Here is a 24,368-nt window from a genome sequence, read left to right as displayed (position 1 = left end):
GCCACCGCGCCGTTGTACCCGCGGCCCCGTTTTCATCCGTTCGAGACCCTCGATGCAGATTCGCACCACGCCACTCCTGTCGCCGTCGATCGGCACGCAGCGCACGCTGACGAGCTTTCATTTCGGGCCGGCCGGCACCGGCCGCAAGATCTACCTGCAGGCCGCGCTGCACGCGGACGAGACGCCCGCGATGCTCGCGGCGTTCGTGCTGAAGCAGCGTCTCGCGCAGCTCGAGGCCGAAGGCCGGCTCGCGGCCGAGATCGTGCTCGTGCCGGTCGCGAACCCGGTCGGCCTCAATCATCATCTGCTCGGGCAGTTCATCGGCCGTTTCGACCTTGCGAGCGGCCGCAACTTCAATCGCGGCTTCCTGCCGCTCGCGGACATCGCCGCGCGTGCGCGCGACCGGCTCGGCGACGACGGCGAACGCAATCGCGCGATCGTGCGCGAATGTGTCGGTGCGGCGCTCGACGATATCGCACCGCGTACGGAATTCGATGCGCTTCAGCTGGCGCTGCTGAAGCTGTCGTTCGACGCCGAGGTCGTGATCGACCTGCATTGCTCGCTCGAAGCGGTGATGCACGTGTACACGAGCGATACCGCGTGGCCGCAAGTCGAGCCGCTTGCGCGCTATCTCGGCGCGCAGGTGTCGCTGCTCGCGGAGGATTCGGGCGGGCACGCGTTCGACGATGCGCATCATCTGCTGTGGTCGCAGTTGCGGCAGCACTTGCCGGCCGGCACGCCGATGGCGGCCGGCGCCGTGGCCGTGACGGTCGAGTGCCGGGGGCAGCGCGACGTCACGTACGACCATGCGGAGCGCGATGCCGATGCGCTCGTCGCCTATCTCGTGTGGCGCGGCGCGATACGCGGCGAACGCGTGCCGCTGCCGCCGCTCGCCGCGCCGGCCACGCCGCTCGCGGGCAGCGAGCAGTTCTACGCACCGGTGAGCGGGATCCTCGTGCACCGCGCGGCGATCGGCGCGACGATCCGCGCCGGCGATCCGCTGTTCGACATCGTCGATCCGCTGACCGATGCGATCACGACGATCTCGAGCGGGACCGACGGCGTGTTCTACATGCGCCGCGCGATCCGTTTCGTCACGGCCGGCGCGCCGCTCGGCCGCGTGACGGGCGCAGTGCCGGTGCGCAAGGGGATGTTGCTCGGCGCGTGACGAGCGGCGCGCGTCGCGTCCAACGAACCCGACCTTTACGAAATCGTCGAGAAATTTCGGTTTCCTCAGATAATCGCTCGCCGCTCGACCCCGGCTTGCACCGGGTCGGCCGCCTGGAGACGGCCGGCGGACGCAGGCTGCATCGTCAGCAGGGACGTTCATGGCCCGCCGCGACGCACGGCAGCACGCTTGCCGCGCGCCGTCGTCCCGCCGTTGCGGCCGTCCGCGTCCGAAAACATCTTCATGTCCCGAAGGATGCCGCGCAGCAGCGTATCGGCTGCCACCCCGAGCGTGCGTCCGGCCTTGACCAGCAGCCGCGCGTTGGCTGCCTCGAGCAGCGGATGGGCGACGGGAACGGCGACGAGTTCTCCCGCCTCCAGTTCCTGATAGGCCGCGAACGCCGCGAGCAGCGTGACGCCGTCGTTGCGCCTGACGAAGTGGCGCAGCACGGCCAGCGAGTTGGTGGTCAGCGTCGGGTGGAGCTGGATGTTCTCCGCATAGGCGAGCATCTGCACGGCCTGCCCGAGACCGAACGCCGGCGGCATCAGCGCGAGCGGATACCCGGCGAGTTCGTGTACCGCGACGGGCCGGCCCCGCACGGCGAGCGGGTGCCCGGGATGCACGAGCGCCACCACCGGCTGCGGCGCGGTGGCGACGTACTCGATATCCGGATGCGCCGGGGGATTGTAGGCGAGGCCGATATGCGCGCGGCTCTCGGCGACTTCCTGCAGCAATGTGCTGACCGGAAGGATATCGACGGTGACGTCGAGCTTCGGATAGCGCGCGCAAAAATCGGTGAGCACCTCGTCCATCAGGCAGTCGATATAGCCTTCGCTGGTGGCGAGGCGAATCTGGCCGTGTTGCAGGCCGTGCAGCGCCTGCAGACGGTCTTCGAACAGTTCCTGCTGGGAGCGGCAGCCGCGCCAGTATTCGAGCAGGTGCGCCGCGGCTTCGGTCGGCCGGACGCCGCGCGGCTGGCGCTCGAACAGCGGCGCCCCGATTTCTTCCTCGAGCAGCCGGATCTGCCGCGTGATGACGGACGGCGACGTGTTGATGCTGTCGGCCGCGCCGCGGATCGAGCCGTGCGTCAGGACTTCATGGAAATAGCGCAGGCGGCGCTGGTTCAGTTCGCGCATGGTGTCGGTCCGTTTGCCGTTGAAGTGTTGCTCGTTGAGCAACGATAACTCGCTTAGGTTGCTATTGCGCTGCTTTTTCGGCTCCTCGACGATTCGAACGGAGTCGATCATCGATGCGGGATTCGAAGCAATACGCCCTAAAGGAGAGCGCATGTCCGCCATTCCATCCCCTCAAGACCCGGTCGCGCCCGACAGCCCGGCGCATCAGGCCCTGTATCGCAAGCTGAACTGGCGCCTGCTGCCTTTTCTGCTGCTCTGCTACACGTTCGCCTATCTCGATCGCGTGAATATCGGGTTCGCCAAGCTCTCGATGCAGAGCGACCTGGGCATCTCCGATGCGGTGTACGGGCTGGGCGCGGGCATCTTCTTTCTCGGCTACGTGCTGTTCGAGATCCCGAGCAACCTGCTGCTGCCGCGGATCGGCGCACGCAAGACCATCAGCCGGATCATGGTGCTGTGGGGCCTGACCTCGGCGGGCATGATGTTCGTCCACAACGAGACCACCTTCTACGGGATGCGTTTCCTGCTCGGCGTGTTCGAGGCCGGCTTCGCGCCGGGGATGATCTTTTACCTGACCTACTGGTATGGCCAGCGCCGCATGGCCGGCGTGATGGCGGTCGTGATGCTCGCGGGCCCGATCGGCGGCGCCTTCGGCTCGCCGCTGTCGGCGTGGCTGATGACCGGGCTGTCCGGTGTCCACGGCCTGGCCGGCTGGCAGTGGATGTTCATCGTCGAAGGCCTGCCGTGCGTGCTGCTCGGCGCGCTCGCACTCAAGGTCCTGTCCGACCGGCCGGCCGACGCAGCCTGGCTGACCGACGACGAGAAGCGGTTGCTCGCCGCCGAGCTGCACGCACCCGGCGCCGGTCATCACTCGTTCGGACAGGTGTTGCGCGACCCGCGCGTGTACCTGCTGGCGTTCGCGTACTTCACGATCATCTGCGGGATCTACGCGGTGAGTTTCTGGCTGCCGTCGATCCTCAAGGCCGACGGCGTGACCGACACGATGCAGATCGGGCTGTACTCGATGATCCCGTACGTCTGCGCCGCGATCGCGATGATCGTCATCGGACGCCGGTCGGACCGCCGCGGCGAACGCCGTTTCCACAGCGCCGTGCCGGCCCTGATCGGCGCGATCGCGCTGGCCGTGGCGACGACGGCCAACGGCAATCTCGTCATTTCACTGGTCGGCATGACGATCGCCACGTCGATGATCTGGGCCGCGTACACGGTGTTCTGGGCGATTCCGTCGCAATACCTGAAGGGCGACGCGGCTGCGGGCGGCATCGCGCTGATCAATACGATCGGCCTGATCGGCGGCTTCCTGAGCCCGACCATCATCGGTGCGATCCACTCGGCGACGGGCAGCATGGCAGCCGGCCTGCTGGTCATGGTCGCGCTGCTGGTCGCGGGCGCCGCGGTGCTCGTGGCGAACCGGCTGCCCGCGCCGCAGGACGCATTGGCGACGGCGTGATATCGCGGGCGCGCAAGCGCTCGCGACCTCCGTCGCGGCGCAGCACGGCCCGTGCCTTGACTACCTATTTCCGGAGACACGTTTTTGAACACGCGGATCTTGATTGCCGGCTTTCAGCATGAAACCAATACGTTTGCGCCGTCGAAAGCCGCTTACGCGAACTTCGAGCGCGGCGAGGGCTTCCCGGCCATGGTGCGGGGCGACGACGTGCTTGCGCTGCGCGACGTCAACATTCCCGCGGGCGGATTCATCGTCGCGGCGGAGCGACGCGGCTGGACCCTGCTGCCGGTCATCTGGGCGGGCGCGAGCCCGTCGGCCCACGTGACCGAGGATGCGTTCGAGCGCATTGCCGGCGAAATTCTCGCGGCGGTTCGCAGCGGAGGCTACGACGCGGTGTACCTCGACCTGCACGGCGCGATGGTCGCCGAGCATACCGACGACGGCGAAGGCACGTTGCTGGAGCGCGTGCGCGCCGCGGTCGGCCCGGCCGTGCCGGTGGTCGCGTCGCTCGACCTGCATGCCAACGTCACCGCGAAGATGCTGCACGAGGCCGACGCGCTGGTCGCCTTCCGCACCTATCCGCATGTCGACATGGCCGAGACCGGCGAACGCGCGGCCGTGCTGCTCGAGCGCCTGCTCGTCTCGCGGGCGGCGGGTGGCCGCCCGCTGCATCGCGCGGCACGGCGGCTGCCATTCCTGATCCCGATCAACGGCATGTGCACGCTGCTCGAGCCTTCGCGCGGCATGTATGCGCAGCTCGCGGCGCTGGAAACCGGGGCCGTGGTATCGCTGTCGTTCGCGCCGGGTTTTCCGGCGGCCGATTTTCCCGAATGCGGCCCGGTCATCTGGGGTTACGGCGATGACGCCGCGTCGGCCGAGGCCGCCGTGCAGGCGCTCTACGACAGGATGCTGGCGGACGAGGCCGCGTGGCAGGTGCCGTTCCTGTCGCCCGATGCCGCCGTGCGCGAAGCGATGCGGCTTGCCGACGGGGCCGGCAAGCCGGTCGTCATCGCCGATACGCAGGACAACCCCGGCGCGGGCGGCGACTCGAATACGACGGGCATGCTGCGGGCGTTGCTGCGCAATGGCGCGAGAGAGGCGGCGATCGGCCTGATCTGGGACCCGGCTGCCGCCGCGGCGGCTCATCGCGCCGGGGTCGGGGCGTTCGTCGAGCTGGCGCTCGGCGGCGTTTCCGGCGTGCCCGGCGACGAGCCGGTCCACGCGCGTTTCGAGGTCGTGAAGTTGTCGGACGGCGTATGCCGGTACGACGGCCCGATGATGAACGGCATGCGCGCGGATATCGGCCCCGTCGCCTGCCTGCGGATCGATGGTGTGCTGATCGTGGTGAGCAGCGGCAAGGCGCAGATGCTCGACCGCAATCTCTATCGCGTGGGCGGCGTCGAGCCGGAAGCGATGCGCATCCTCGTCAACAAGAGCTCGGTGCATTTTCGCGCCGACTTCCAGGGGATCGCCGAGGCGGTGCTCGTTGCCACGGCGCCGGGCCCGATGACGGCCGATCCGGCCGAGTTGCCCTGGACCCGGCTGGCCCCGGGCATCCGGACGAAGCCGATGGGCGACGCATTCGCCGGCAACGGCTGAAGCACGGCCCGCCACCGGCGCGCCGGTACGCCTGCGAGCGGGCGGCTGTCCTGGACAACGCCGTCGCGCCGGCCGACACAGGGCGCCGCGCGTCGTTTCACGCCGCGCGGCGTGCTTGTATCCGTACCCGCGCGCGGATCGGCGCTCACCCGCGCCGCGCCACCAGCTCCGACACAGTCTGCGCGGCCTGCTGCAACGGCTCGAGAAACTCCTTCACCATCTGCTTCGCGGTATGCCGCTGCGCGTTGCCGCTGATGTTCATCGCCGCGATGATCTGCCCGCGCCGGTTGCGAATTGGCGCGGACAGCGACATCAGGCCCACTTCGAGCTCCTGGTCGACCACGGCCCAGCCCTGCTGGCGCACCTGTGCGATCGCCGCCTTCAGTTCGCCGAGGTCGGTGATCGTGCGCGCCGTATGCGCGCGGATGCCGCTTTGCGCGAGCGTTTCGTCGAGCGCGGCGTCGTCGAGCGCGGACAGCAGCACGCGGCCCATCGACGTGCAGTACGCGGGCAGACGACTGCCGATCGACAGGTTGATCGTCATGATCTTGCGGGTCGGCACGCGCAGCACGTAGACGATCTCGGTGCGGTCGAGCACGGCGGCCGAGCAGCTTTCGTGGATCTGCTCGGACAGTTGCTCCATCACGGGATCGGCGAGATTCCAGAACGGCATCGACGTGAGGTACGCGAAGCCGAGCTCGAGGATTTTCGGCGTGAGCCGGAACAGCCGGCCATCGGCCTCGACGTAGCCGAGCGTCTGCAGCGTGAGCAGGATCCGGCGCGCGCCCGCGCGCGTGAGCCCGGTGGCCGAGGCGACCTCGGTGAGCGTCTGCTCCGGACGGGCCGCGTCGAACGCGCGGATCACCGCGAGGCCGCGTGCGAACGACTGTACGTAGGAGTCGCCGGGTTTCGTCTGAGTGTCTTCGGTTGTCATGAGCGCCTGGAATATCGTGCAGCCGAGAAGATAGCGCACGGGGCCCGACACGCCAACCGCACGGCGGACCGGGCGCTTGACAGGTCGTCCCCGCACTCCCTATGATGCGTTGAACGTTCGATACACGATCTTATGTTCGTATATAGAACATTTAAGCGCATCCCGGCGGGCAATGCAAGGGGCGCGCCCTGTTCATTCCCCAGCCTGTCCTGGGAGCGGAGAGACTGATGACCGAAGCTTTTCTGTGTGATGCGATCCGTACGCCGATCGGGCGTTACGGCGGTGCACTGTCCGGCGTGCGCGCCGACGATCTGGGCGCCGTGCCGCTCAAGGCGCTCGTGGAGCGCAACCGCGACGTCGACTGGACGGCGATCGACGACGTGATCTACGGCTGCGCGAACCAGGCCGGCGAGGACAACCGCAACGTCGCGCGCATGTCCGCGCTGCTCGCGGGGCTGCCGCAGGGCGTGCCGGGTTCGACGATCAACCGCCTGTGCGGCTCCGGGATGGACGCGGTCGGCGTGGCCGCCCGTGCGATCAAGTCCGGCGAGGCCGCGCTGATGGTCGCGGGCGGCGTCGAGAGCATGACGCGCGCGCCGTTCGTGATGGGCAAGGCCGCGAGCGCATTCGCGCGCCAGGCCGACATCTACGACACGACGATCGGCTGGCGCTTCGTCAATCCGTTGATGAAACAGCTGTACGGCGTCGATTCGATGCCGGAGACGGCCGAGAACGTCGCGGTCGACTACCACGTCAGCCGCGCCGACCAGGACCTGTTCGCGCTGCGCAGCCAGCAGAAGGCTGCGCGTGCGCAGCAGGACGGCACGCTCGCCGAGGAAATCGTGTCGGTCACGATTCCGCAGAAAAAGGGCGATCCGGTGGTCGTGTCGCGCGACGAGCATCCGCGTGAGACGTCGCTCGAAACGCTTGCGAAGCTGAAGGGCGTCGTGCGTCCGGACGGCTCGGTGACGGCCGGTAACGCGTCGGGCGTCAACGACGGTGCCGCCGCGCTGCTGCTCGCGAACGAGGAAACCGCAAAGCGCTTCGGCCTGACGCCGCGCGCCCGCGTGCTGGGCATCGCGACGGCCGGCGTCGCGCCGCGCGTGATGGGCATCGGGCCCGCACCGGCCACGCAGAAGCTGCTCGCCCGGCTCGGGATGACGATCGACCAGTTCGACGTGATCGAGCTGAACGAGGCGTTCGCATCGCAAGGTCTCGCGGTGCTGCGCATGCTCGGCGTCGCCGATGACGATCCGCGCGTGAACCCGAACGGCGGCGCGATCGCACTGGGCCATCCGCTCGGCGCATCGGGCGCGCGTCTCGTGACGACCGCGATGTACCAGCTGCATCGCACGAACGGCCGCTTCGCACTGTGCACGATGTGCATCGGCGTCGGTCAGGGCATCGCGATCGCGATCGAACGCGTCTGACCCGCGTCTCATGTCTCGCGGCGAAGCGGCGGCCATGAGCCGCTTTGCCGCTCGACCGCTTCGCCGCTTTGGAAACGATGCGCGGCACGAGGATGCTCGTGCCGCGCATCGTCGTTAACTGGCCTGCGACAGCTCCCTGAGACGCGCCTCGAGCGCGTCGATCTCGGTGTCCGCGAACACCTCGATCCCGTGCTCGCGCAGCAACGCCGCCGTGACACCGGCGCCCGCGTGCCGCCGGTTCCCGAAACTCCCGTCATATATGAACGTGCTGCCGCACGACGGACTGCCGTCGGCCAGGATAGCGAAGCGGCAACCGTGCGTGCGCGCGAGGGCCAGCGCGGTTTGCGCGCCGGAGACGAACGGCGCTGTCACGTCGGTGCCGTTCACGTCGACGATGCGCGCGGCGCCCGACAGCACCTGCTGACCCGATGCGCCGCCGGCGATTTCGGCGGGCGGGCGCGGCACGCTGAAGCCGCCGGCCAGTTCGGGGCAGACGGGCACGAGACGCCCTTCGCGCTGCCACCGTTCGAGTGCCGCGTGCGCGGCGGTCTTGGCCGAGCCGTTGTAACGCACCGGATGGCCGACCACGCACATGCTGACGAGGATCTTCGGCATGGTTGGCGACTGTGCTTCGTCCTGCAATTTTGCTCTCCGTGATTGCGCGATGGCCGATGGCAGCCGAGGTCAGGCGGGACATCCCGCGCTTCATACGCGTGCCGGCGCGTCAGGCCGCCGGCCCTTCAAGATGAATGTCGTCCGGCTCGAGCGCGTAAAGCGCCGGGTCGGGCGCTGCGCTGACCGTGAAGCCGAGCCGCAGGTAGAAGTCGATCGTGCGCTGCGACGGCGTCGCGGACACATACAGGCGTGCGGCGCCCATCGCGCGCGCCTGCTCGCGGGCCGCGCGGTAGAGCTGCTCGCCGAGCCCGCAGCCGCGCCAGTCGCGGCTCACGTGCAGGAACTTCAATTGCAGCATGTCGCGATGCGGGCCGAGCGGCCGGCTGTCGACGACGACCGCCGCGACGAGCCGTTCGCCGTCGAACATGCCGAGGCACCAGCCGCCGCGATCGTGGCAGTCGATCAGGATCGGCGTGTAGTGGTCGGCTTCACCTTCCGGCCAGCCGCCGACGTCGTAGAACTCCGGAACGAGATGCAGCGCGCCGTCGCGCAGCACGTACAGGTGCTCGATGATCTCGCGCCGGTCGATGGTCCACACGAGCGGCACTTCGTCGCGCGTGAGCGGGCGTGCGCAAAGCGCGTCGCGTTCGGCGGCGGTGCGGCGCGTCATGCGGCCTCCCGATGCGCGGCGATCGCATACATCAGCGGCAGGCTCGGCATGTGACCGGGCGGCACCATCCGGCGGCCGTCCAGCTCGCGCATGCCGTCGAAGCCCTTCCAGCCGTTCGAATACGGATATTCGGTCAGGCGGTCGATCGCGAGCCCCGCCGACACGAGTGCGTTCACGACCTCGCCGATGCCCCACATGAACTCGTAGCTCGGATGCGGGTTCGCGAAATCGACGACGCCAGGATGGTCGTGCTGCGCGCCGAGCCCCGTGCCGGATACGGCGACGTAATCGCCGACGCCTGTCGGCTCCTCGGTCGCGTCGCTTTTGAAATAGTCGTAGTGCGGCTTCCACTGTTCGTCGAAATACATCGCGAACGGATGGAACTCGACCATCGCGAAACGGCCGCCCGGCGCGAGCAGCGCGGCGATCCCGCGCGCCCACGCGTTCAGGTCGGACAGCCAGCAGATCGCGCCATACGACGTGAACACGCGATCGAAGCGCTCGCCGCGCGCGGCGGCCTCGGGCATCCAGTCGAGCACGTCGGCGCGCTCGAAACGCGCGGGCAGGCCCGCGTCGGCCGACAGTCGCCGTGCGAAGGCGATTGCTTCGTCGGAGATGTCGACGCCCGTCGCATCCGCGCCCTCGCGCACGAGGCTCAGCGTGTCCTGCCCCGCGTTGCACTGCAGGTGCAGGAGCCGCAGCCCGCCGACGTCGCCGAGCAGTTCGCGTTCTTCCGGATAGAGCGTCGAGCCGCCCGCGCGGAAAAACGCGGCCTGATCGCCTTTGTGGCTGTTATGCGCGACTGTCGCGGTATTCCAGGACAGCCGATTCAGTTCGTGTAATGCCTTTTTCATCGAATTCGAATGCCGGTTGAATGGAGCAGGATAAACGGAATCGTTTCGCCGCGCGCAACGGTCGATGGCGTGGGTCTGCCGCGCGACGTCGTTGCGCAGCGTGGCGTGACATTGGGATGAACGCTCGCGGCGATTATTGCCGGATTATTTGATCGAAATCATGGCGGCGGACGAATTGGATATTTTATTCGATGAAAGGGTAAGGTTTTTCCCCAATATGCCGACAGTAAGATGAAGACCGTCGTTAAGCGATAAACCGTTTTTCGGCTACTGAGCGTGATTTCAGCGCGGCGCGGACGACAGATCCGCCTTTCGGAGCCTTGCATGCGCAATAACCAGCCCGTTACCCAACAGGAATTCGATTTTCCCGACGACGTCACGCTGATGTCGACGACCGATGCAGACAGCATCATCACCTACGCCAACACGACGTTCGCGCAGGTGAGCGGCTTCACGAACGAGGAACTCGTCGGCCAGCCGCACAACGTGGTGCGCCACCCGGACATGCCGCGCGAGGCGTTTGCCGACATGTGGGCGACGCTCCAGCGTGGCGAGCCGTGGACCGCGCTCGTGAAGAACCGCCGCAAGAACGGCGATCACTACTGGGTGCGTGCGAACGCGATACCCGTGATGCGCAACGGCGAGCCGCAGGGCTACATGTCGGTGCGCACGAGGGCGCCGCACGACGAGAGCGCGGCCGCCGACGCGCTGTATCGCGCGTTCCGCGACGGCAAGGCCGGCCAGCGCCGGTTCCACAAGGGGCTGGTGATCCGCACGGGGCTGCTGCGTATCGCGTCGCTGTCGCAGACGATGTCGGTGCGCGCGCGCGTGCATTCGGCGCTGTGCGTGCTTGCGCCGGCGGTCGTCGGCGCGGGCTGGGCGTGTGGGCTCGCCGGTGGCGGCCTCGCGGCATTTGCCGGCGTGACGGTCGGCGTGGCGGCGGCGGCCGGCCTGTGGCTCGATGCGCAGATCGTGCGTCCGCTGAAGCGGCTGCACGACCAGGCGCTGAACGTCGCGACCGGCGAAAGCCGGCGCGGCGTGCGGATGAACCGCGTCGACGAGATCGGCATGACGCTGCGCACGATCAATCAGCTCGGGCTGATGTTCCGCTGGCTCGTCGACGACGTCAGCGAGCAGGTGCACAACGTGCAGCGCGCGAGCAACGAGATCGCGCAGGGTAACAACGACCTGAGCGCGCGTACCGAGCAGGCGGCGTCGAGCGTGCAGGAGACGGCTGCGTCGATGGCCGAGATGACGGCGACCGTCGACAGCAACGCGGAGACCGCACTGCAGGCGAACCGGCTCGCGATGTCGGCGAGCGAAGTGGCCGGCCGCGGCGGGCAGGCGGTGGGCGAGGTCGTCGCGACGATGAGCGACATCACCGCCAGCTCGCGAAAGATCTCGGACATCATCGGCGTGATCGACGGCATCGCGTTCCAGACCAACATCCTTGCGTTGAACGCGGCCGTGGAAGCGGCCCGCGCCGGCGAACAGGGGCGCGGCTTCGCGGTGGTCGCCGGCGAGGTACGGGCGCTCGCGCAGCGCAGCGCGAACGCGGCGAAGGAGATCAAGACGCTGATCGGCGCGAGCGTCGAGCGCGTCGAGTCGGGCGCGCGGCGCGTGGACGAGGCCGGCAAGACGATGGAGGACATCGTCGCGCAGGTGAAGCGCGTGTCGGATCTGATCGCGGAGATCAGCTCGTCGACGGCCGAGCAGAGCACCGGGGTGTCGCAGGTCGACCAGGCGGTGGTGCACCTGGACAACATCACGCAACAGAACGCGGCACTGGTCGAGCAGAGCACGGCGGCGTCGGAGAGCCTGAAGCAACAGGCAACGCGTCTCGTGGATGCGGTGAACGTGTTCCGGTGATCGTCGGGGCGCGCACGCCATGTGCGCGCCCGATCGATGCATCGTGACATCGTGATTGACGCGCGTAATGCGCGTTCAGGTTTTCCGATTCAATCAAAATACGCGAAACGAGAAATATTCGTATTCAGGATTTTGCACTTATGCATTGAATCGAATCGGGCGAATTACGCGGATTAATCAGACGAATATCCGTCAAACCGTTGCCTGGCCTGGTGTTTAGTTTCATCAGTAAACGGATTGTTCGGTAAAGGCAAGGTGATGCATTTTTAATGCATATTTACCCGGGCAAGGCATAATGTTTTCGTAAAAATTGCCGAAAGTGCAGGAGCATGACCAATGCGCATGCGGATTGACCGCAATGTGCAGGGTCGCGAATCAATCGACAAGCGGACGCAAGATCCGTTACCCGGAGCTCCACACCATGCGCAACAACCAGCCCGTCACGCAACGCGAATTCGATTTTCCCGACGACGCGACGCTGATGTCGACCACCGACGCGAACAGCTACATTACCTACGCGAACGCGGCATTCATCCAGGTCAGCGGATTTTCTCCCGAAGAGATCGAGGGCCAGCCGCACAACGTCGTGCGGCATCCGGACATGCCGAAGGAGGCGTTCGCCGACATGTGGGCGACGCTCAAGGGCGGCGAGCCGTGGACCGCGCTCGTGAAGAACCGCCGCAAGAACGGCGATCACTACTGGGTGCGTGCGAACGCGATACCCGTGATGCGCAACGGCGAGCCGAAGGGCTACATGTCGGTGCGCACGAAGGCGACGCGCGACGAGATCGCGGCGGCGGAGGCGCTCTACAAGGACTTCCGCGAAGGGCGGGCCGGCAACCGGCATTTTCACAAGGGGCTGATCGTCCGCAAGGGCGTGGCCGGTTTCATGTCGCTGTTCCAGACGATGTCGGTGCGGGCGCGGCTCCATGCGGCGCTGTGCGTGTTTGCGCCGGTCGTGGTGGCCGGCGGCTGGGCGTGCGGGCTGGCCGGTGGCGGGCTCGCCGCGTTCGCGGCGGTGACGGCCGGCGTGGCGGCGGCGGCCGGCCTGTGGCTCGATGCGCAGATTGCGCGCCCGCTCGTGCAGTTGCGCGACGAGGCGCTGCGCGTCGCGACCGGCGAGAGCCGCAGCGGCGTGCGGATGAACCGTGTCGACGAGATCGGCATGACGCTGCGCACGATCAACCAGCTCGGGCTGATGTTCCGCTGGCTGGTTGACGATGTCAGCGAACAGGTGCTGAACGTGCAGCGCGCGAGCAACGAGATCGCGCAGGGCAACAACGACCTGAGCGCGCGCACCGAGCAGGCTTCGACAAGCGTGCAGCAGACGGCCGCATCGATGGCCGAGATGACGGCGACCGTGTCGAGCAATGCGGAGACGGCGCTGCAGGCGAACCAGTTGTCGGTGTCGGCGAGCGAAGCCGCCGGGCGCGGCGGGCAGGCGGTGAGCGAGGTGGTGGCGACGATGAACGACATCACCGCCAGCTCGCGAAAGATCTCGGACATCATCGGCGTGATCGACGGCATCGCGTTCCAGACCAACATTCTTGCGCTGAATGCGGCCGTTGAAGCGGCGCGGGCCGGAGATCAGGGGCGCGGTTTCGCGGTGGTGGCCGGTGAGGTGCGGGCACTCGCGCAGCGCAGCGCGAATGCGGCGAAGGAGATCAAGACGCTGATCGGCGCGAGCGTCGAGCGCGTCGAATCGGGTGCGCGGATCGTCGACGGCGCGGGCAAGACGATGGAGGACATCGTCACGCAGGTGAAGCGCGTGTCGGATCTGATCGCGGAGATCAGCTCGTCGACGGCCGAGCAGAGCACGGGCGTCGCGCAGGTCGACCAGGCGGTGGTGCACCTGGACAACATCACGCAGCAGAACGCGGCACTGGTCGAGCAGAGCACGGCGGCATCGGAGAGCCTGAAGCAGCAGGCGACGCGGCTGGTGGAGGCGGTGAACGTGTTTCGGTGATGGCGGGAACGCGTGAAGCAGGAGGAAGGCGGCCCGCGTTGTGCGGGCCGGTTTGGGCGTGTCCTGCTACGTCATTGCGCCCTGGGTATGGGATTCAGGTTCGGGCAGCAGTGGTTGGGGCATCCCGGACTGACGTTCACTTCAACGCGTCGCCCGGATTGACCGAATTCGTCCGGCTTGAAAATCTTCCCCGCCAGGGCGCTTTTCTCGCCACGGATCGAATGCCGATCCAGAACAGCCATCACGTTTTCCGCTCGTTGCGTTGCGAGCTGTTGCGCGTTGTTCTCGGTTCGTTCGGCCAGTCCGATAAGCCATACCGTATCAATGATCGGAAAGCGCTTGTGCATGTCGCTCGACCATGCCGACAACCTCGAGAGTTCGGTCGGAGAAATCGCACTCGAATCCGCATCGAAAACAATATCGATGTAATGGGCGGGCATGTTCGACGCACCGTCACAGGCGAACGCTGCCTGTGCGCAACTCAACGCGAGCGCGGCGGCGGTCAGGAGTTTAGTCGCCATTGATATCGTACCCGCAGCGCTGTTGGCATTTTTGAATGAGGACACCCGCATCCGGGATGCGTTCCATGGTCAGCGATTGATGAGTTTGCTGTGTGGCGCTACTCGTGGGTCGTCGCACATCCATGCGCAGCTACCTTTATCTTTGATTCGTGATACTGCTAGCCGAACGAGTCACTGCAGAATTTCGAATAGCCGGCAATGCCTCGCTTGTGCGGGCTGGGTTCGCATACGACGGCGTGATTTTGGCCGCTGTCCGGCAGGCTTGCACAATTGGATTCCTGTTGTCGGAGAGTCTGAAGCAGCAGGCGACGCGGCTGGTGGAGGCGCTCAACCTGTTCCGCTAATCGCGGGAACCTGCGAGGCAGGAGGAAGACAGCCCGCATCGCGCGGGCCGGCGTGGGTGCGTCGTGTTACCTCATTGCGCCCTGGGTGTGGGATTCAGGTTCGGGCAGCAGTGGTTAGGGCATCCCGGGCCGAATGTGATCTCGACGCGCCGCCCGTTGTCATCAAACTCGCTCGCAGGAAACGGCAGCTTGTAGATTCGCGCGATCATCGAATTTCGTTCGCCCCGAATCAAGAATTGATCTAGCGCGCTTTTGACGTTCGCTGCGCGTCGGTGCGCAAGCTCTTGCGCGCTTCGTTCCGTCGGCTCGGCCAATCCGACAACCGACACCACATCGACGATGGGGAAGCGATTGCGCATGTTGTTCGACCATACGGAGAGCTTCGCCAGTTCGGAGGTAGATAGGTCGCTTGAATTGTTGTCGAATCGAACATCAAAATCCCAACCGGGCATGTTCGACGGACCATCGCATGCGAACGCCGTATGTGCGCAGCTCAACACGAGCGCGGCGGCAGTGACGACCTTATTCAATGTCAACAACGTACCCCGCGATGCTGTCGGCATTGTTGATTGCCAAGTCTGGGTTTGACCGTCCCCAACCGGGGAGCAAGGGCGTAATCGTGTATTGGTCATCGGTCGACGACATGGTGTCTTGGAAATGGGTGGCTTCGTGAATGATAGTTGACACGTGCGAATCAGCGTTCGCTGTCCACGGGCGCATCGTGCAGAATCGCCCACTGATGGCGATCGTGTGTGTTGCCGTGTCCGGCGCGCATACGTGGGCGGCCTCGTTTGTCGTTCCTCGTGGGTGAGGCGTGCAACCCGTCGCAAGATCGCCAGCGCTGCCGCTTCGAACCACATTGTTCTCGTTGAATGCTCGAACCACGGCAAGCACTTTCGTCAGGCCGGTGAGTAGGTGCATACGCGTGCGCTCGTCGTTTCGACCGAACCATTTGAATACCCGGCCCTTATCGACCTTCGACCACTTTTGTAAATCAGCAATGCGGATCGTCAACCGGTCAATCGCTCGTCCTTGCGCTACGGAAAAAACCTTGCGGAATTCCGAATTGGTCATGTTTTCGCAGATCGGTCGCAAGTCAACATCGGCAAATGTCTGCGATTCTGCGGTGGTGTTTGTTGTTGTCTCGGCGACGGTAGTTTGGTTTCCCATCGTTTCAGTCCTCGATTACAAGCTTCAATGCTTCCGCATGTTCGGTTCGTACGCGCACGGTACAGCCGTGCCGATCACTCACGCCGGATGCATGCACGTTTCCGGATCGATCCTTGATCCAGTAGCGCACGTTGCTTAACGGTTGCTTCGTCCTCACGTCGCGGATCACAAATTGACCGCTGTAAATGTCCGATGCCGGCGCGTACCGCGTGGGTGGGAATGCCGAATATCCGATGAAGGGGGTAGCCGAGCCATGGCCGCCGCTGTCTTCAATGAAAAACATGCAGTCATTGCTCGCGACTAAAAAGTTTTGACCGCATGGACAAAGTACCGCGTCGCCCTCGACGGCTACGGCACGTCCGTCACCGACGACGGATACCGCGCTTCCCGCTATCGGGAACCTTCCCTCGCAATTTCCACACGTCGCTTTGTCGCCATCCAAGGCAATGTGCTTGTCGTCCACGAATATGCTTGCAGTGCCTGCGATAACGATTCCACCTGTCGTCGTTGCGTCGCCGTTCCTGATCGCTCGTCGGCTCATGGCTATGTCCTCAATCGAAGTTGGTAAAGACCCAATCGGCTGACTCCGGGTCATAAATCGCGTATTGGTCGATCGTGAAATTTTGCGAAGGCAATGGTCGTAGGCGTGCGCGCGAGTGCTTCTGTTTCCGCATCGGCCTGCGAGGTGTGTCGCTGCTGCACCATCGCGTAAAGCCGGATCGATGAGCGAATAAAGTACGGGTAGGCGGCATGTTCTTCTTCCATGGACTCGGATACCTTGTGTATGGACGAGCCATAGACAGTGGCCGGTAAGACTTTCTCTGTCTATAGAACGAGTACGATTCTTATTTTGGAGTCCGACGGAGATTGATGATCAAAAGCGATCATCGAGGTCGACGCGAAGGGGTATCGAGCAGAACGCGGCCGAGCGTTATAACTGCCCGTCCGTCAAGTCGGAGACTATTAACGTATGTCACGGCACCACCCGCTGCAGCGGTTCCTGCGTGCACTGACTCTGCACACTGGGGGGCCGTAGGATGAAGTGTTCATGCGCGTGCAAACCGGATCGAGGCGGAGCGCTCAATCTGGCGGCGTGCAGCGAAGTGAGAAATGAGACTGGAACGAGATTCGCGCGCGATACGACGTATCGGCGGATACAGCGATCGAAACAGGGTACGCAGAGCGGGGCGACTTCGTGCGTAACGAGACGACGCGGGCACGACGGAGAGGGACGCCGGCCCGCGTCGGACCGCCCGGTTCCGGCCGGGCGGTCAGGGCCTGTCACCGAAGCGGTGCCAGGCCCTGAACCGTCAGACGGCGAGGCAGAGGTACTTGATCACGACGTAGTCGTCGATGCCGTAGTGCGAGCCTTCGCGGCCGAGGCCCGATTGCTTCACGCCACCGAACGGTGCGACTTCGTTCGAGATCAGGCCCGTGTTCACGCCGACCATCCCGTATTCGAGCGCTTCGGCGACCTTCCACACGCGGCCGATGTCGCGGCTGTAGAAGTAAGCGGCGAGGCCGAATTCGGTGTCGTTCGCGAGGCGGATCACTTCATCGTCGCTGCCGAACTTGAACAGCGGCGCGAGCGGCCCGAACGTCTCTTCCTTCGCGACCTTCATCGCCGGCGTGACGCCCGTCAGCACGGTCGGCTCGAAGAAGCCGTGGCCCAGCGCGTGGCGCTTGCCGCCCGTCACGACGGTCGCGCCCTTCGCGAGCGCGTCCTCGATGTGCGCCTCGACCTTCAGCACCGCTGCTTCGTTGATCAGCGGGCCTTGCGTGACGCCCGGCTCGGTGCCGCGGCCCACCTTCAACTGGCCGACGGCTGCCGCGAGCTTCTGCGCGAACTGGTCGTACACGGCTTCATGCACGTAGAAGCGGTTCGTGCACACGCAGGTCTGGCCGCTGTTGCGGTACTTCGATGCGATCGCGCCCTGCACGGCCGCGTCGAGATCGGCGTCGTCGAACACGATGAACGGCGCGTTGCCGCCGAGCTCCAGCGACACCTTCTTGACCGTCGCCGCGCATTGCGACATCAGCAGGCGGCCGACCGGCGTCGAGCCGGTGAATGACAGCTTGCGCACGATCGGGTTCGACGTCAGCTCGCCGCCGATCGCCTTCGGGTCGCCCGTGACGACGCTGAACACGCCGGCCGGCACGCCCGCACGCTCGGCCAGCACGGCCATCGCGAGCGCGGAGAACGGCGTCGCCTCGGCCGGCTTCACGACGATCGGGCAGCCCGCGGCGAGCGCCGGGCCGACCTTGCGCGTGATCATCGCCGCCGGGAAGTTCCACGGCGTGATCGCCGCGCACACGCCGATCGCTTCCTTCGTCACGACGATGCGCTTGTCGCTCGCCGGCGTCGGGATCGTGTCGCCGTATACGCGCTTGCCTTCTTCCGCGAACCATTCGAGGAACGATGCGGCATAGCCGATCTCGCCCTTCGCTTCAGCCAGCGACTTGCCCTGCTCGGTCGTCAGGATCAGCGCGAGGTCGTCGGCGTTTTCCATCATCAGGTCGTGCCACTTGCGCAGGACGACCGCGCGTTCCTTCGCGGTCTTCTTGCGCCATGCCGGCCATGCGGCGTTCGCGGCTTCGATCGCGTGACGCGTCTCGGCCGTGCCCATCGCCGGCACGGTGCCGAGCAGGCCGCCCGTCGCCGGGTTGCGGACTTCGAACGTCTCGCCGTTCGTCGCGCCTTGCCATTCGCCGTTGACGTACGCCTGCTGGCGGAACAGCGACGGATCTTTCAGTGCCAGGGTTTCCTGAACAGTGCTCATATGAATCGCCTGCTTTGAAGATGACGGATAAAAAGGCCGCCGCCGTCGTGACGACGGCGGCGGCGCATTCGGAAGGCAGGAACTCAGGCCGGCACGCCGACCGTTTCCTTCAGCACTTCCTCGAGGATCACGAGCGCTTCGTCGAACACGGCCTGCGTGATCGTCAGCGGGAACAGGAAGCGCACGACGTTCGAGTACACGCCGCATACGAGCAGCAGCAGGCCGCGCTCGAGCGCACGCGTCTGCACGCGCTTCGTGAACTCGGCATCCGGCTCGCCCGAACCCGGCTTCAGGAACTCGACCGCGATCATCGCGCCCGGGCCGCGCACGTCGGCGATCTGCGGCACGTCGGCCTGCAGCGCGTTCAGCTTCGCCTTCAGCACGTCGCCGAGTTGCGTCGCGCGCTCGCACAGCTTCTCTTCGTCGATGATCTCGAGCACGGCGTGCGCCGATGCCACTGCCAGCGGGTTGCCCGCATACGTGCCGCCGAGGCCGCCGGGCGCTGCCGCGTCCATCAGGTCGGCACGGCCGACGACGCCCGACAGCGGCATGCCGCCCGCGAGGCTCTTCGCCATCGTGATCAGGTCGGCCAGCACGTCGTAGTGCTGCATCGCGAACAGCTTGCCGGTACGCGCGAAGCCGGTCTGCACTTCGTCGGCGATCAGCAGGATGCCGTGTTCGTTACAGATCTTGCGCAGCGCACGCACGAATTCGGCAGGCGCCGGGTTGAAGCCGCCTTCGCCCTGGACCGGTTCGAAGATGATCGCGGCAACGCGCTTCGGATCGATGTCGGCCTTGAACAGCATCTCGATCGCCTTGATCGAGTCGGCCGTCGTCACGCCGTGCACGGCGTTCGGGTACGGCGCGTGGAACACGTCGCCCGGGAACGGGCCGAAGTTCAGCTTGTACGGGGCGACCTTGCCGGTCAGCGCCATGCCCATCATCGTGCGGCCGTGGAAACCGCCCGAGAAGGCGATGACGCCCGGACGGCCGGTGGCCGCGCGTGCGATCTTGATCGCGTTCTCGACGGCTTCCGCGCCGGTCGTGAAGAACGCGGTCTTCTTCGGGAAATCGCCCGGCGCGCGTGCGTTGATCTTCTCGGCCAGCTCGACGTACGACGCGTACGGGACGATCTGGTAAGCGGTGTGCGTGAAGTTGTTCAGTTGATCCGCGATCGCCTTGACGATCTTCGGGTGGCGGTGGCCGGTGTTCAGCACCGCGATGCCGGCGGCGAAATCGATGAAGCGGCGGCCTTCGACATCCCACAGTTCCGCGTTCTCGGCGCGGGCTGCGTAGAAATCGCACATCACGCCGACGCCGCGCGGGGTGGCGGCGTTCTTGCGGGCCTGCAGGTCGGCATTCTTCACGGTCATCTCCTTGATGTTCTTTCCGGTGAGGTGAAAATCGGGCGCTTCGACAGCCCATGGAGGCGACTATAATCACATTTGGCTCTGACAATCAGAGCCATTTCAATAAATATTCAGGAGCCAATCATGCGCGCGAGCGTGTTGTCGGACTGGCTGGCGCAGCGCCTCGTGCGAGGCGGCGAACAGCCGATCTACCGGCAGCTTCACCGGCTGCTGCAACAGGCGATCCTGTCGCGTGAACTGCCGGCCGGCACGCGCGTGCCGTCGTCGCGGCTCCTCGCGGCCGAACTCGGAATCGCGCGCAACACGGTCACGCAGGTTTACGAACAGCTTTCACTCGAAGGCTACGTGAACTCGGCGACCGGCCGCGGCACGTTCGTGGCCGACAGCGCGCCCGACGAGATCGTCGGCGCGCCGCCCGACGCGACCGCCACCCACCCGGCGCTCGTGCAGCCGTCCGCGCGGCGGCTGTCGGCGCGCGGTACGCGGCTCGTCGAAGGGGCCGGCGTGTCGAAACGGCAGGGCGGCGCGTTCATGCCGGGCGTGCCCGATGTGTCGCGCTTTCCCGCTCGCGTGTGGACGCGGCTGCACAACAAATACTGGCGGCGGCTGCGCCCCGACCTGCTGACCTACGCGCCGGGCGGCGGGCTCGCGCTGCTGCGCGAGGCGCTGGCCGATTACCTGCGCACGTCGCGCTCGGTGCGCTGCACGCCCGAGCAGATCGTGATTACGACCGGCATCCACCAGTCGATCGACCTCGCGGTACGGCTGCTGACCGACCCGGGCGACGCGATCTGGACCGAGGACCCGTGCTACTGGGGCGTGCGCAGCGTGCTGAACGTGTCGGGGCTGACGACGCGGCCGATCCCGGTCGACGAGGAAGGCATCGCCCCGTCGGCGGCCGATCTCGCCGAACCGCCGAAGCTGATGCTCGTCACGCCGTCGCACCAGTATCCGCTCGGGATGGTGATGAGCCTCGCGCGGCGGCGGATGCTGCTCGAATACGCACGCCAGCACGGTTGCTGGATCATCGAGGACGACTACGACAGCGAATTCCGCTACGGCAGCCGCCCGCTTGCGTCGCTGCAGGGGCTCGACACGGCCGGGCAGGTGATCTACGTCGGCAGTTTCGGCAAGACGCTGTTCCCGGGGCTGCGGGTCGGCTACCTGGTCGCGCCCGAGCCGCTCGCGGAAAGTTTCGCGACCGCGAGCGCCGAGTTGTACCGCGAAGGGCAGTTGCTGCAGCAGGCGGTGCTTGCCGAATTCATCGCGGAAGGGCACTTCGTGTCGCATATCCGCAAGATGCGCACGCTGTACGGACAGCGCCGCGAGGTGCTGCTCGACGCGGTCGCGCAACGCTATGGCGACACGCTGCACGCGCTCGGCAGCGATGCCGGGCTGCATCTGGTCACGCAGTTGCCGGAAGGCGTCGACGATCGTGCGGTCGCGCAGGCCGCGCTCGAACGCAATATCGTCGTGCGACCGTTGTCGGGTTATTACGCGGACCGCGAACGCGCGGCGCCGGGGTTGCTGCTCGGTTATGCGTGCGTGCCGGAGGACGAGATCGCGACGGCGTTCGCGACGCTCGCCGAGGCGATCGACGAGCGGGCATTCGGCGGGGCGGCGGTCGCGGTCTGACGCCTGGCAGGTCGGCACGACCTGCAGACGAACGCGTGTCGCGCGCGCCGCCTACAGGCGGATCAGCGCCGCGCCCACGACCACCAGCGCGCACGCGGCAAGCCGCTGTGCGCCGGGCCGCTCGCGCATCACGAGCCAGCCGATCGCGACCGCGAAGATCGAACTCGTTTCGCGCAGCGCTGACACCGTCCCGACCGGCAGGTACCGGTACGCGAGGATCACGATCCCGTAAGCGGCGAGGGAGATCGTGCCGGCGATCGCGCCCTGCGTGAGCGCCGTGCGCGAGGCGAGCACCGCGCGCGGGCCGCCACGTACCGCGCAGACCAGCACGAACTGCGGCACGCTCCACAGCACGTACACCCACGCGATGTAGCCGAGCGCACTGCCGGACACCCGCGAGCCGATGCCGTCGCAGATCGAATACGCGGCGATGAACACGCCCGTGAGCAGCGCAAACGGCACGCCTTCACCGGAGAACCGGAAGCCGCGCCGCAGGGCGAGCGACATGATGCCGAACGACACGAGCGCGATGCCCGCGAAGCCGAACGGGGTCGGCTGTTCGTGGAGGAAAGCGAGCGCGAGCACCGACACGAGCAGCGGCGAGATCCCGCGCGCGATCGGATAGATCTGCCCGAACTCGCCGCTGCGGTAGGCGCGCGCCAGCGTGAAGCAGTACGCGACCTCGAGCGCGGCCGACGCGGCGATATACGGCCACGCGGCGGGTGCCGGCGCGGGCAGCAGCGCGGCGCCGGCGACGCCGAACCCGAAATAGGGCAGTGACATCGTGCCGAGCTGTACGAGCCGGTCTTCGCTGACGTGGAGGAAGGCATTCCAGATGGCGTGCAGCAACGCGGAGCACAGCACGAGGCCGATGAAGAGGTGATCCATGGACGGAAGGTGCGGGCGGCAGCGGGATCGGGGAGTGCGCCGCCATTATGTGGGCATCGGGCGCACTCGCACGGAATTGTCGATAATGTCGTGTTGTTATTCACCGGATGCCGACGATGACCGAAGCCACCCAAGCCCAGCCTGCCGTTCCGCGCCTCACGAGCCTGTCGCACGGCGGCGGCTGCGGCTGCAAGATTGCGCCGGGCGTGCTGTCCGAGCTGCTGAAGCGCGCGACGCCGCCCGCGCTGTTCCCGGATCTGCTGGTCGGTACCGAGACGTCCGACGACGCGGCCGTCTACCGTCTCAACGACGAGCAGGCGATCGTCGCGACCACCGACTTCTTCATGCCGATCGTCGACGATCCGTTCGACTTCGGCCGCATCGCCGCGACCAACGCGCTGTCCGACGTCTACGCGATGGGCGGCAAGCCGATCCTCGCGCTCGCGCTGGTCGGGATGCCGATCAACGTGCTGCCGCACGAGACGATCGCGGCCGTGCTGCGCGGCGGCGAATCGGTGTGCGCGGACGCCGGCATTCCGGTGGCGGGCGGCCATTCGATCGATTCGGTCGAGCCGATCTACGGGCTCGCGGCGATCGGCGTCGTGCATCCGTCGCGCGTGAAGCGCAATGCGGCCGCGCGTGCGGGCGACGTGCTCGTGCTCGGCAAGCCGCTCGGCGTCGGCGTGCTGTCGGCCGCGCTGAAAAAGAACCAGCTCGATGCCGCGGGTTACGCGCAGATGGTCGCGACGACCACCAAGCTGAACCGTCCGGGCGCCGACCTCGCTGCGCTGCCGGGCGTGCATGCGCTGACCGACGTCACGGGCTTCGGGCTGCTCGGTCATACGCTCGAACTCGCACGTGGCGCGCACCTCACCGCGCGCGTGCACTACGCGTCGCTGCCGTGGCTCGCGGGCGTCGAGGCGTTCGTGGCCGACGGCGTGTTCACCGGCGCATCGGGCCGCAACTGGGCCGCGTACGGCGCGGACGTTCAACTGGCCGACACGCTGCCGCCCGTCGCGCAGGCGCTGCTGACCGATCCGCAGACGTCGGGCGGCCTGCTGGTCGCGTGCGCGCCCGAGGCCGTCGACGACGTGCTCGCGTGCTTCCGTGCCGACGGCTTCGACCGCGCGGGCGTGATCGGCGAGATGGTGGACGGGCCTGCGCGCGTCGATGTCGCGTGATGCCGAATCGCCGCACCGGAGATTTTTGCGTTCGCTAGAATCGATGCCTTCGATCGAAGGCATCGACGACCGATGAACGATTTCCTGTTCGGGCTGATGATCGCGCTGTCGGTCGGGCCCGTTGCGCTGATGATCGCGAACTACGGGATGCGCGCCGGCACCGCAAGCGGCGTGCGCGCGGCGGTGGGTGTCGCGACGGCCGACGGCTGCTACGCGGTCGTCGCGTTCACGCTCGGCGCGATGCTGGCGAGCACGCTCGCGGCGCATCTGTCGCTGTTTCGTCTGGTGGGGGCGCTCGTGCTGCTCGCGATGGGCGCGCGGATGCTGTGGCAGGCGTTGCGGGATCGCCGCCGCACGCTCGACGGCGATGCGCGGCCGCCGGGCAGCCGCCCGTTTGCATCGATGTTCTTCGTCACGCTGGCGAACCCGCTGACGATCCTGTTGTTCTACGGCTATGCAACGGCCGCCGCCGGCGCGCAGCGGCACTGGCTGCTCGGTGCTGCGTGCGTGTTTGCCGGCAGCCTCGCGGGGCAGCTGGTGTTCGCATTCGGCGGCAGCGTGATCGGCCGGATCGTGAAGTCGCCGGGGCTGCTCGCGGCGAGCCACGTGGTCGCGGCGCTTGTCGTGCTGGGGTATGGGGTGGCAGGACTGGCACGGCTGTAGCGGTTTGCCGGGCGACGGGCACGCAAGTGCGATCGACGTGTCGGTGGCGATCAACCGGATAGTATTCCTGACGGTATGTCGACGTACGGAGCGAATTTCCGTTG

The 24,368-nt window shown here is 66.5% G+C and carries 22 protein-coding genes; 9 read left to right on the top strand and 13 right to left on the bottom strand.

Annotated elements, in window-relative coordinates:
• Positions 1-52: 52 nt before the first annotated feature.
• Positions 53-1,168, top strand: a complete 1,116-nt coding sequence (locus tag DPV74_RS07610; RefSeq protein WP_119336899.1) for a succinylglutamate desuccinylase/aspartoacylase family protein — start codon at positions 53-55, stop codon at positions 1,166-1,168.
• A gap of 158 nt (positions 1,169-1,326) precedes the next feature.
• Here DPV74_RS07610 and DPV74_RS07605 read toward each other — a convergent pair whose 3' ends face one another.
• The gene (locus tag DPV74_RS07605; protein WP_060194184.1) at positions 1,327-2,304 is read right to left on the bottom strand and encodes a LysR family transcriptional regulator; all 978 of its coding nucleotides are present in this window, start codon (positions 2,302-2,304) and stop codon (positions 1,327-1,329) included.
• 151 nt (positions 2,305-2,455) lie between these two features.
• On the opposite strand from DPV74_RS07605, the gene DPV74_RS07600 reads away from it, so the two are divergent.
• Positions 2,456-3,775: an MFS transporter gene (locus tag DPV74_RS07600; RefSeq protein WP_119336898.1), complete on the top strand. Its 1,320-nt coding sequence runs from the start codon at positions 2,456-2,458 to the stop codon at positions 3,773-3,775.
• A gap of 84 nt (positions 3,776-3,859) precedes the next feature.
• Positions 3,860-5,374: a M81 family metallopeptidase gene (locus DPV74_RS07595; RefSeq protein ID WP_060173970.1), complete on the top strand. Its 1,515-nt coding sequence runs from the start codon at positions 3,860-3,862 to the stop codon at positions 5,372-5,374.
• Positions 5,375-5,519: 145 nt separating this feature from the next.
• On the opposite strand, the gene DPV74_RS07590 is transcribed toward DPV74_RS07595, so the two are convergent.
• Positions 5,520-6,308 carry an IclR family transcriptional regulator gene (locus tag DPV74_RS07590; RefSeq protein WP_027790453.1) on the bottom strand — a complete coding sequence of 263 codons (789 nt, stop codon included), beginning with the start codon at positions 6,306-6,308 and terminating at the stop codon, positions 5,520-5,522.
• Between the two features lie 227 nt (positions 6,309-6,535).
• Here DPV74_RS07590 and pcaF point away from each other — a divergent pair, with 227 nt between their 5' ends.
• A complete protein-coding gene (pcaF, locus tag DPV74_RS07585) occupies positions 6,536-7,738 on the top strand; it encodes a 3-oxoadipyl-CoA thiolase (protein ID WP_060285908.1) in 1,203 nt (400 codons plus the stop codon).
• Positions 7,739-7,852: 114 nt separating this feature from the next.
• Here pcaF and DPV74_RS07580 read toward each other — a convergent pair whose 3' ends face one another.
• The 3 genes from DPV74_RS07580 to DPV74_RS07570 form a co-directional block, all read right to left on the bottom strand.
• Positions 7,853-8,353, bottom strand: a complete 501-nt coding sequence (locus DPV74_RS07580) for a DUF523 domain-containing protein (RefSeq protein ID WP_119336897.1) — start codon at positions 8,351-8,353, stop codon at positions 7,853-7,855.
• Positions 8,354-8,462: 109 nt separating this feature from the next.
• The gene (locus tag DPV74_RS07575) at positions 8,463-9,023 is read right to left on the bottom strand and encodes a GNAT family N-acetyltransferase (protein WP_119336896.1); all 561 of its coding nucleotides are present in this window, start codon (positions 9,021-9,023) and stop codon (positions 8,463-8,465) included.
• Positions 9,020-9,877 carry a class I SAM-dependent methyltransferase gene (locus DPV74_RS07570; RefSeq protein ID WP_119336895.1) on the bottom strand — a complete coding sequence of 286 codons (858 nt, stop codon included), beginning with the start codon at positions 9,875-9,877 and terminating at the stop codon, positions 9,020-9,022. Before DPV74_RS07570 ends, DPV74_RS07575 begins: the two co-directional genes overlap by 4 nt.
• A gap of 324 nt (positions 9,878-10,201) precedes the next feature.
• On the opposite strand from DPV74_RS07570, the gene DPV74_RS07565 reads away from it, so the two are divergent.
• Positions 10,202-11,746: a PAS domain-containing methyl-accepting chemotaxis protein gene (locus DPV74_RS07565; RefSeq protein ID WP_027790458.1), complete on the top strand. Its 1,545-nt coding sequence runs from the start codon at positions 10,202-10,204 to the stop codon at positions 11,744-11,746.
• Between the two features lie 421 nt (positions 11,747-12,167).
• Positions 12,168-13,712: a PAS domain-containing methyl-accepting chemotaxis protein gene (locus DPV74_RS07560; protein ID WP_119336894.1), complete on the top strand. Its 1,545-nt coding sequence runs from the start codon at positions 12,168-12,170 to the stop codon at positions 13,710-13,712.
• Between the two features lie 71 nt (positions 13,713-13,783).
• Here the strand turns inward: DPV74_RS07560 and DPV74_RS07555 are convergent, their stop codons facing one another.
• The 7 genes from DPV74_RS07555 to DPV74_RS07525 all read right to left on the bottom strand — a co-directional run bounded on the left by DPV74_RS07555 (position 13,784) and on the right by DPV74_RS07525 (position 19,894).
• Complete coding sequence (locus DPV74_RS07555) at positions 13,784-14,233, bottom strand: OmpA family protein (RefSeq protein WP_059554101.1); 450 nt, start codon at positions 14,231-14,233, stop codon at positions 13,784-13,786.
• 415 nt (positions 14,234-14,648) lie between these two features.
• Positions 14,649-15,107, bottom strand: a complete 459-nt coding sequence (locus DPV74_RS07550; protein ID WP_230963162.1) for a hypothetical protein — start codon at positions 15,105-15,107, stop codon at positions 14,649-14,651.
• Positions 15,100-15,747 carry a M35 family metallo-endopeptidase gene (locus tag DPV74_RS07545; RefSeq protein ID WP_081058181.1) on the bottom strand — a complete coding sequence of 216 codons (648 nt, stop codon included), beginning with the start codon at positions 15,745-15,747 and terminating at the stop codon, positions 15,100-15,102. Before DPV74_RS07545 ends, DPV74_RS07550 begins: the two co-directional genes overlap by 8 nt.
• Positions 15,748-15,751: 4 nt before the next feature.
• The gene (locus tag DPV74_RS07540) at positions 15,752-16,288 is read right to left on the bottom strand and encodes a PAAR domain-containing protein (protein WP_091920582.1); all 537 of its coding nucleotides are present in this window, start codon (positions 16,286-16,288) and stop codon (positions 15,752-15,754) included.
• 50 nt (positions 16,289-16,338) lie between these two features.
• Positions 16,339-16,512 carry a hypothetical protein gene (locus DPV74_RS07535; RefSeq protein WP_155635659.1) on the bottom strand — a complete coding sequence of 58 codons (174 nt, stop codon included), beginning with the start codon at positions 16,510-16,512 and terminating at the stop codon, positions 16,339-16,341.
• Positions 16,513-17,057: 545 nt separating this feature from the next.
• Positions 17,058-18,527 (bottom strand): NADP-dependent succinate-semialdehyde dehydrogenase, encoded by a 1,470-nt coding sequence (gene gabD, locus DPV74_RS07530; RefSeq protein ID WP_021156413.1) that lies wholly within the window; start codon positions 18,525-18,527, stop codon positions 17,058-17,060.
• An 83-nt stretch (positions 18,528-18,610) separates the two neighbouring features.
• A complete protein-coding gene (locus DPV74_RS07525; RefSeq protein WP_059684213.1) occupies positions 18,611-19,894 on the bottom strand; it encodes a 4-aminobutyrate--2-oxoglutarate transaminase in 1,284 nt (427 codons plus the stop codon).
• A gap of 126 nt (positions 19,895-20,020) precedes the next feature.
• Between DPV74_RS07525 and DPV74_RS07520 the strand changes: the two genes are divergently transcribed.
• On the top strand, positions 20,021-21,532 hold the full coding sequence (locus tag DPV74_RS07520; protein WP_059695399.1) for a PLP-dependent aminotransferase family protein: 1,512 nt from the start codon (positions 20,021-20,023) through the stop codon (positions 21,530-21,532).
• A 51-nt stretch (positions 21,533-21,583) separates the two neighbouring features.
• Here the strand turns inward: DPV74_RS07520 and DPV74_RS07515 are convergent, their stop codons facing one another.
• Complete coding sequence (locus DPV74_RS07515; RefSeq protein WP_059695397.1) at positions 21,584-22,420, bottom strand: DMT family transporter; 837 nt, start codon at positions 22,418-22,420, stop codon at positions 21,584-21,586.
• Between the two features lie 116 nt (positions 22,421-22,536).
• On the opposite strand from DPV74_RS07515, the gene selD reads away from it, so the two are divergent.
• Both selD and DPV74_RS07505 read left to right on the top strand, forming a co-directional pair.
• A complete protein-coding gene (gene selD / locus DPV74_RS07510) occupies positions 22,537-23,601 on the top strand; it encodes a selenide, water dikinase SelD (protein ID WP_027790463.1) in 1,065 nt (354 codons plus the stop codon).
• A 72-nt stretch (positions 23,602-23,673) separates the two neighbouring features.
• Entirely contained in the window at positions 23,674-24,264 is a 591-nt protein-coding gene (locus DPV74_RS07505) for a LysE family translocator (RefSeq protein ID WP_027790464.1), read from the top strand.
• The last annotated feature ends 104 nt before the right edge of the window (positions 24,265-24,368 follow it).

Origin of the sequence: Burkholderia sp. HAN2018 (assembly GCF_024704855.1) — a bacterium.
Lineage (GTDB): Bacteria > Pseudomonadota > Gammaproteobacteria > Burkholderiales > Burkholderiaceae > Burkholderia > Burkholderia cepacia.
This window is presented reverse-complemented; position numbering and strand designations above follow the sequence as displayed.

Excerpts from the sequence above, each read along its gene's own strand:
- DPV74_RS07600 (WP_119336898.1), top strand. The coding sequence starts at position 2,456 with ATGTCCGCCATTCCATCCCCTCAAGACCCGGTCGCGCCCGACAGCCCG.
- DPV74_RS07610 (WP_119336899.1), top strand. The coding sequence starts at position 53 with ATGCAGATTCGCACCACGCCACTCCTGTCGCCGTCGATCGGCACGCAG.
- pcaF (WP_060285908.1), top strand. The coding sequence starts at position 6,536 with ATGACCGAAGCTTTTCTGTGTGATGCGATCCGTACGCCGATCGGGCGT.
- DPV74_RS07575 (WP_119336896.1), bottom strand. The coding sequence starts at position 9,023 with ATGACGCGCCGCACCGCCGCCGAACGCGACGCGCTTTGCGCACGCCCG.
- DPV74_RS07545 (WP_081058181.1), bottom strand. The coding sequence starts at position 15,747 with ATGGGAAACCAAACTACCGTCGCCGAGACAACAACAAACACCACCGCA.
- DPV74_RS07580 (WP_119336897.1), bottom strand. The coding sequence starts at position 8,353 with ATGCCGAAGATCCTCGTCAGCATGTGCGTGGTCGGCCATCCGGTGCGT.
- DPV74_RS07590 (WP_027790453.1), bottom strand. The coding sequence starts at position 6,308 with ATGACAACCGAAGACACTCAGACGAAACCCGGCGACTCCTACGTACAG.
- DPV74_RS07605 (WP_060194184.1), bottom strand. The coding sequence starts at position 2,304 with ATGCGCGAACTGAACCAGCGCCGCCTGCGCTATTTCCATGAAGTCCTG.
- DPV74_RS07515 (WP_059695397.1), bottom strand. The coding sequence starts at position 22,420 with ATGGATCACCTCTTCATCGGCCTCGTGCTGTGCTCCGCGTTGCTGCAC.
- DPV74_RS07570 (WP_119336895.1), bottom strand. The coding sequence starts at position 9,877 with ATGAAAAAGGCATTACACGAACTGAATCGGCTGTCCTGGAATACCGCG.
- DPV74_RS07560 (WP_119336894.1), top strand. The coding sequence starts at position 12,168 with ATGCGCAACAACCAGCCCGTCACGCAACGCGAATTCGATTTTCCCGAC.
- DPV74_RS07535 (WP_155635659.1), bottom strand. The coding sequence starts at position 16,512 with ATGGAAGAAGAACATGCCGCCTACCCGTACTTTATTCGCTCATCGATC.
- DPV74_RS07565 (WP_027790458.1), top strand. The coding sequence starts at position 10,202 with ATGCGCAATAACCAGCCCGTTACCCAACAGGAATTCGATTTTCCCGAC.
- DPV74_RS07505 (WP_027790464.1), top strand. The coding sequence starts at position 23,674 with ATGAACGATTTCCTGTTCGGGCTGATGATCGCGCTGTCGGTCGGGCCC.
- gabD (WP_021156413.1), bottom strand. The coding sequence starts at position 18,527 with ATGAGCACTGTTCAGGAAACCCTGGCACTGAAAGATCCGTCGCTGTTC.
- selD (WP_027790463.1), top strand. The coding sequence starts at position 22,537 with ATGACCGAAGCCACCCAAGCCCAGCCTGCCGTTCCGCGCCTCACGAGC.
- DPV74_RS07520 (WP_059695399.1), top strand. The coding sequence starts at position 20,021 with ATGCGCGCGAGCGTGTTGTCGGACTGGCTGGCGCAGCGCCTCGTGCGA.
- DPV74_RS07555 (WP_059554101.1), bottom strand. The coding sequence starts at position 14,233 with ATGGCGACTAAACTCCTGACCGCCGCCGCGCTCGCGTTGAGTTGCGCA.
- DPV74_RS07540 (WP_091920582.1), bottom strand. The coding sequence starts at position 16,288 with ATGAGCCGACGAGCGATCAGGAACGGCGACGCAACGACGACAGGTGGA.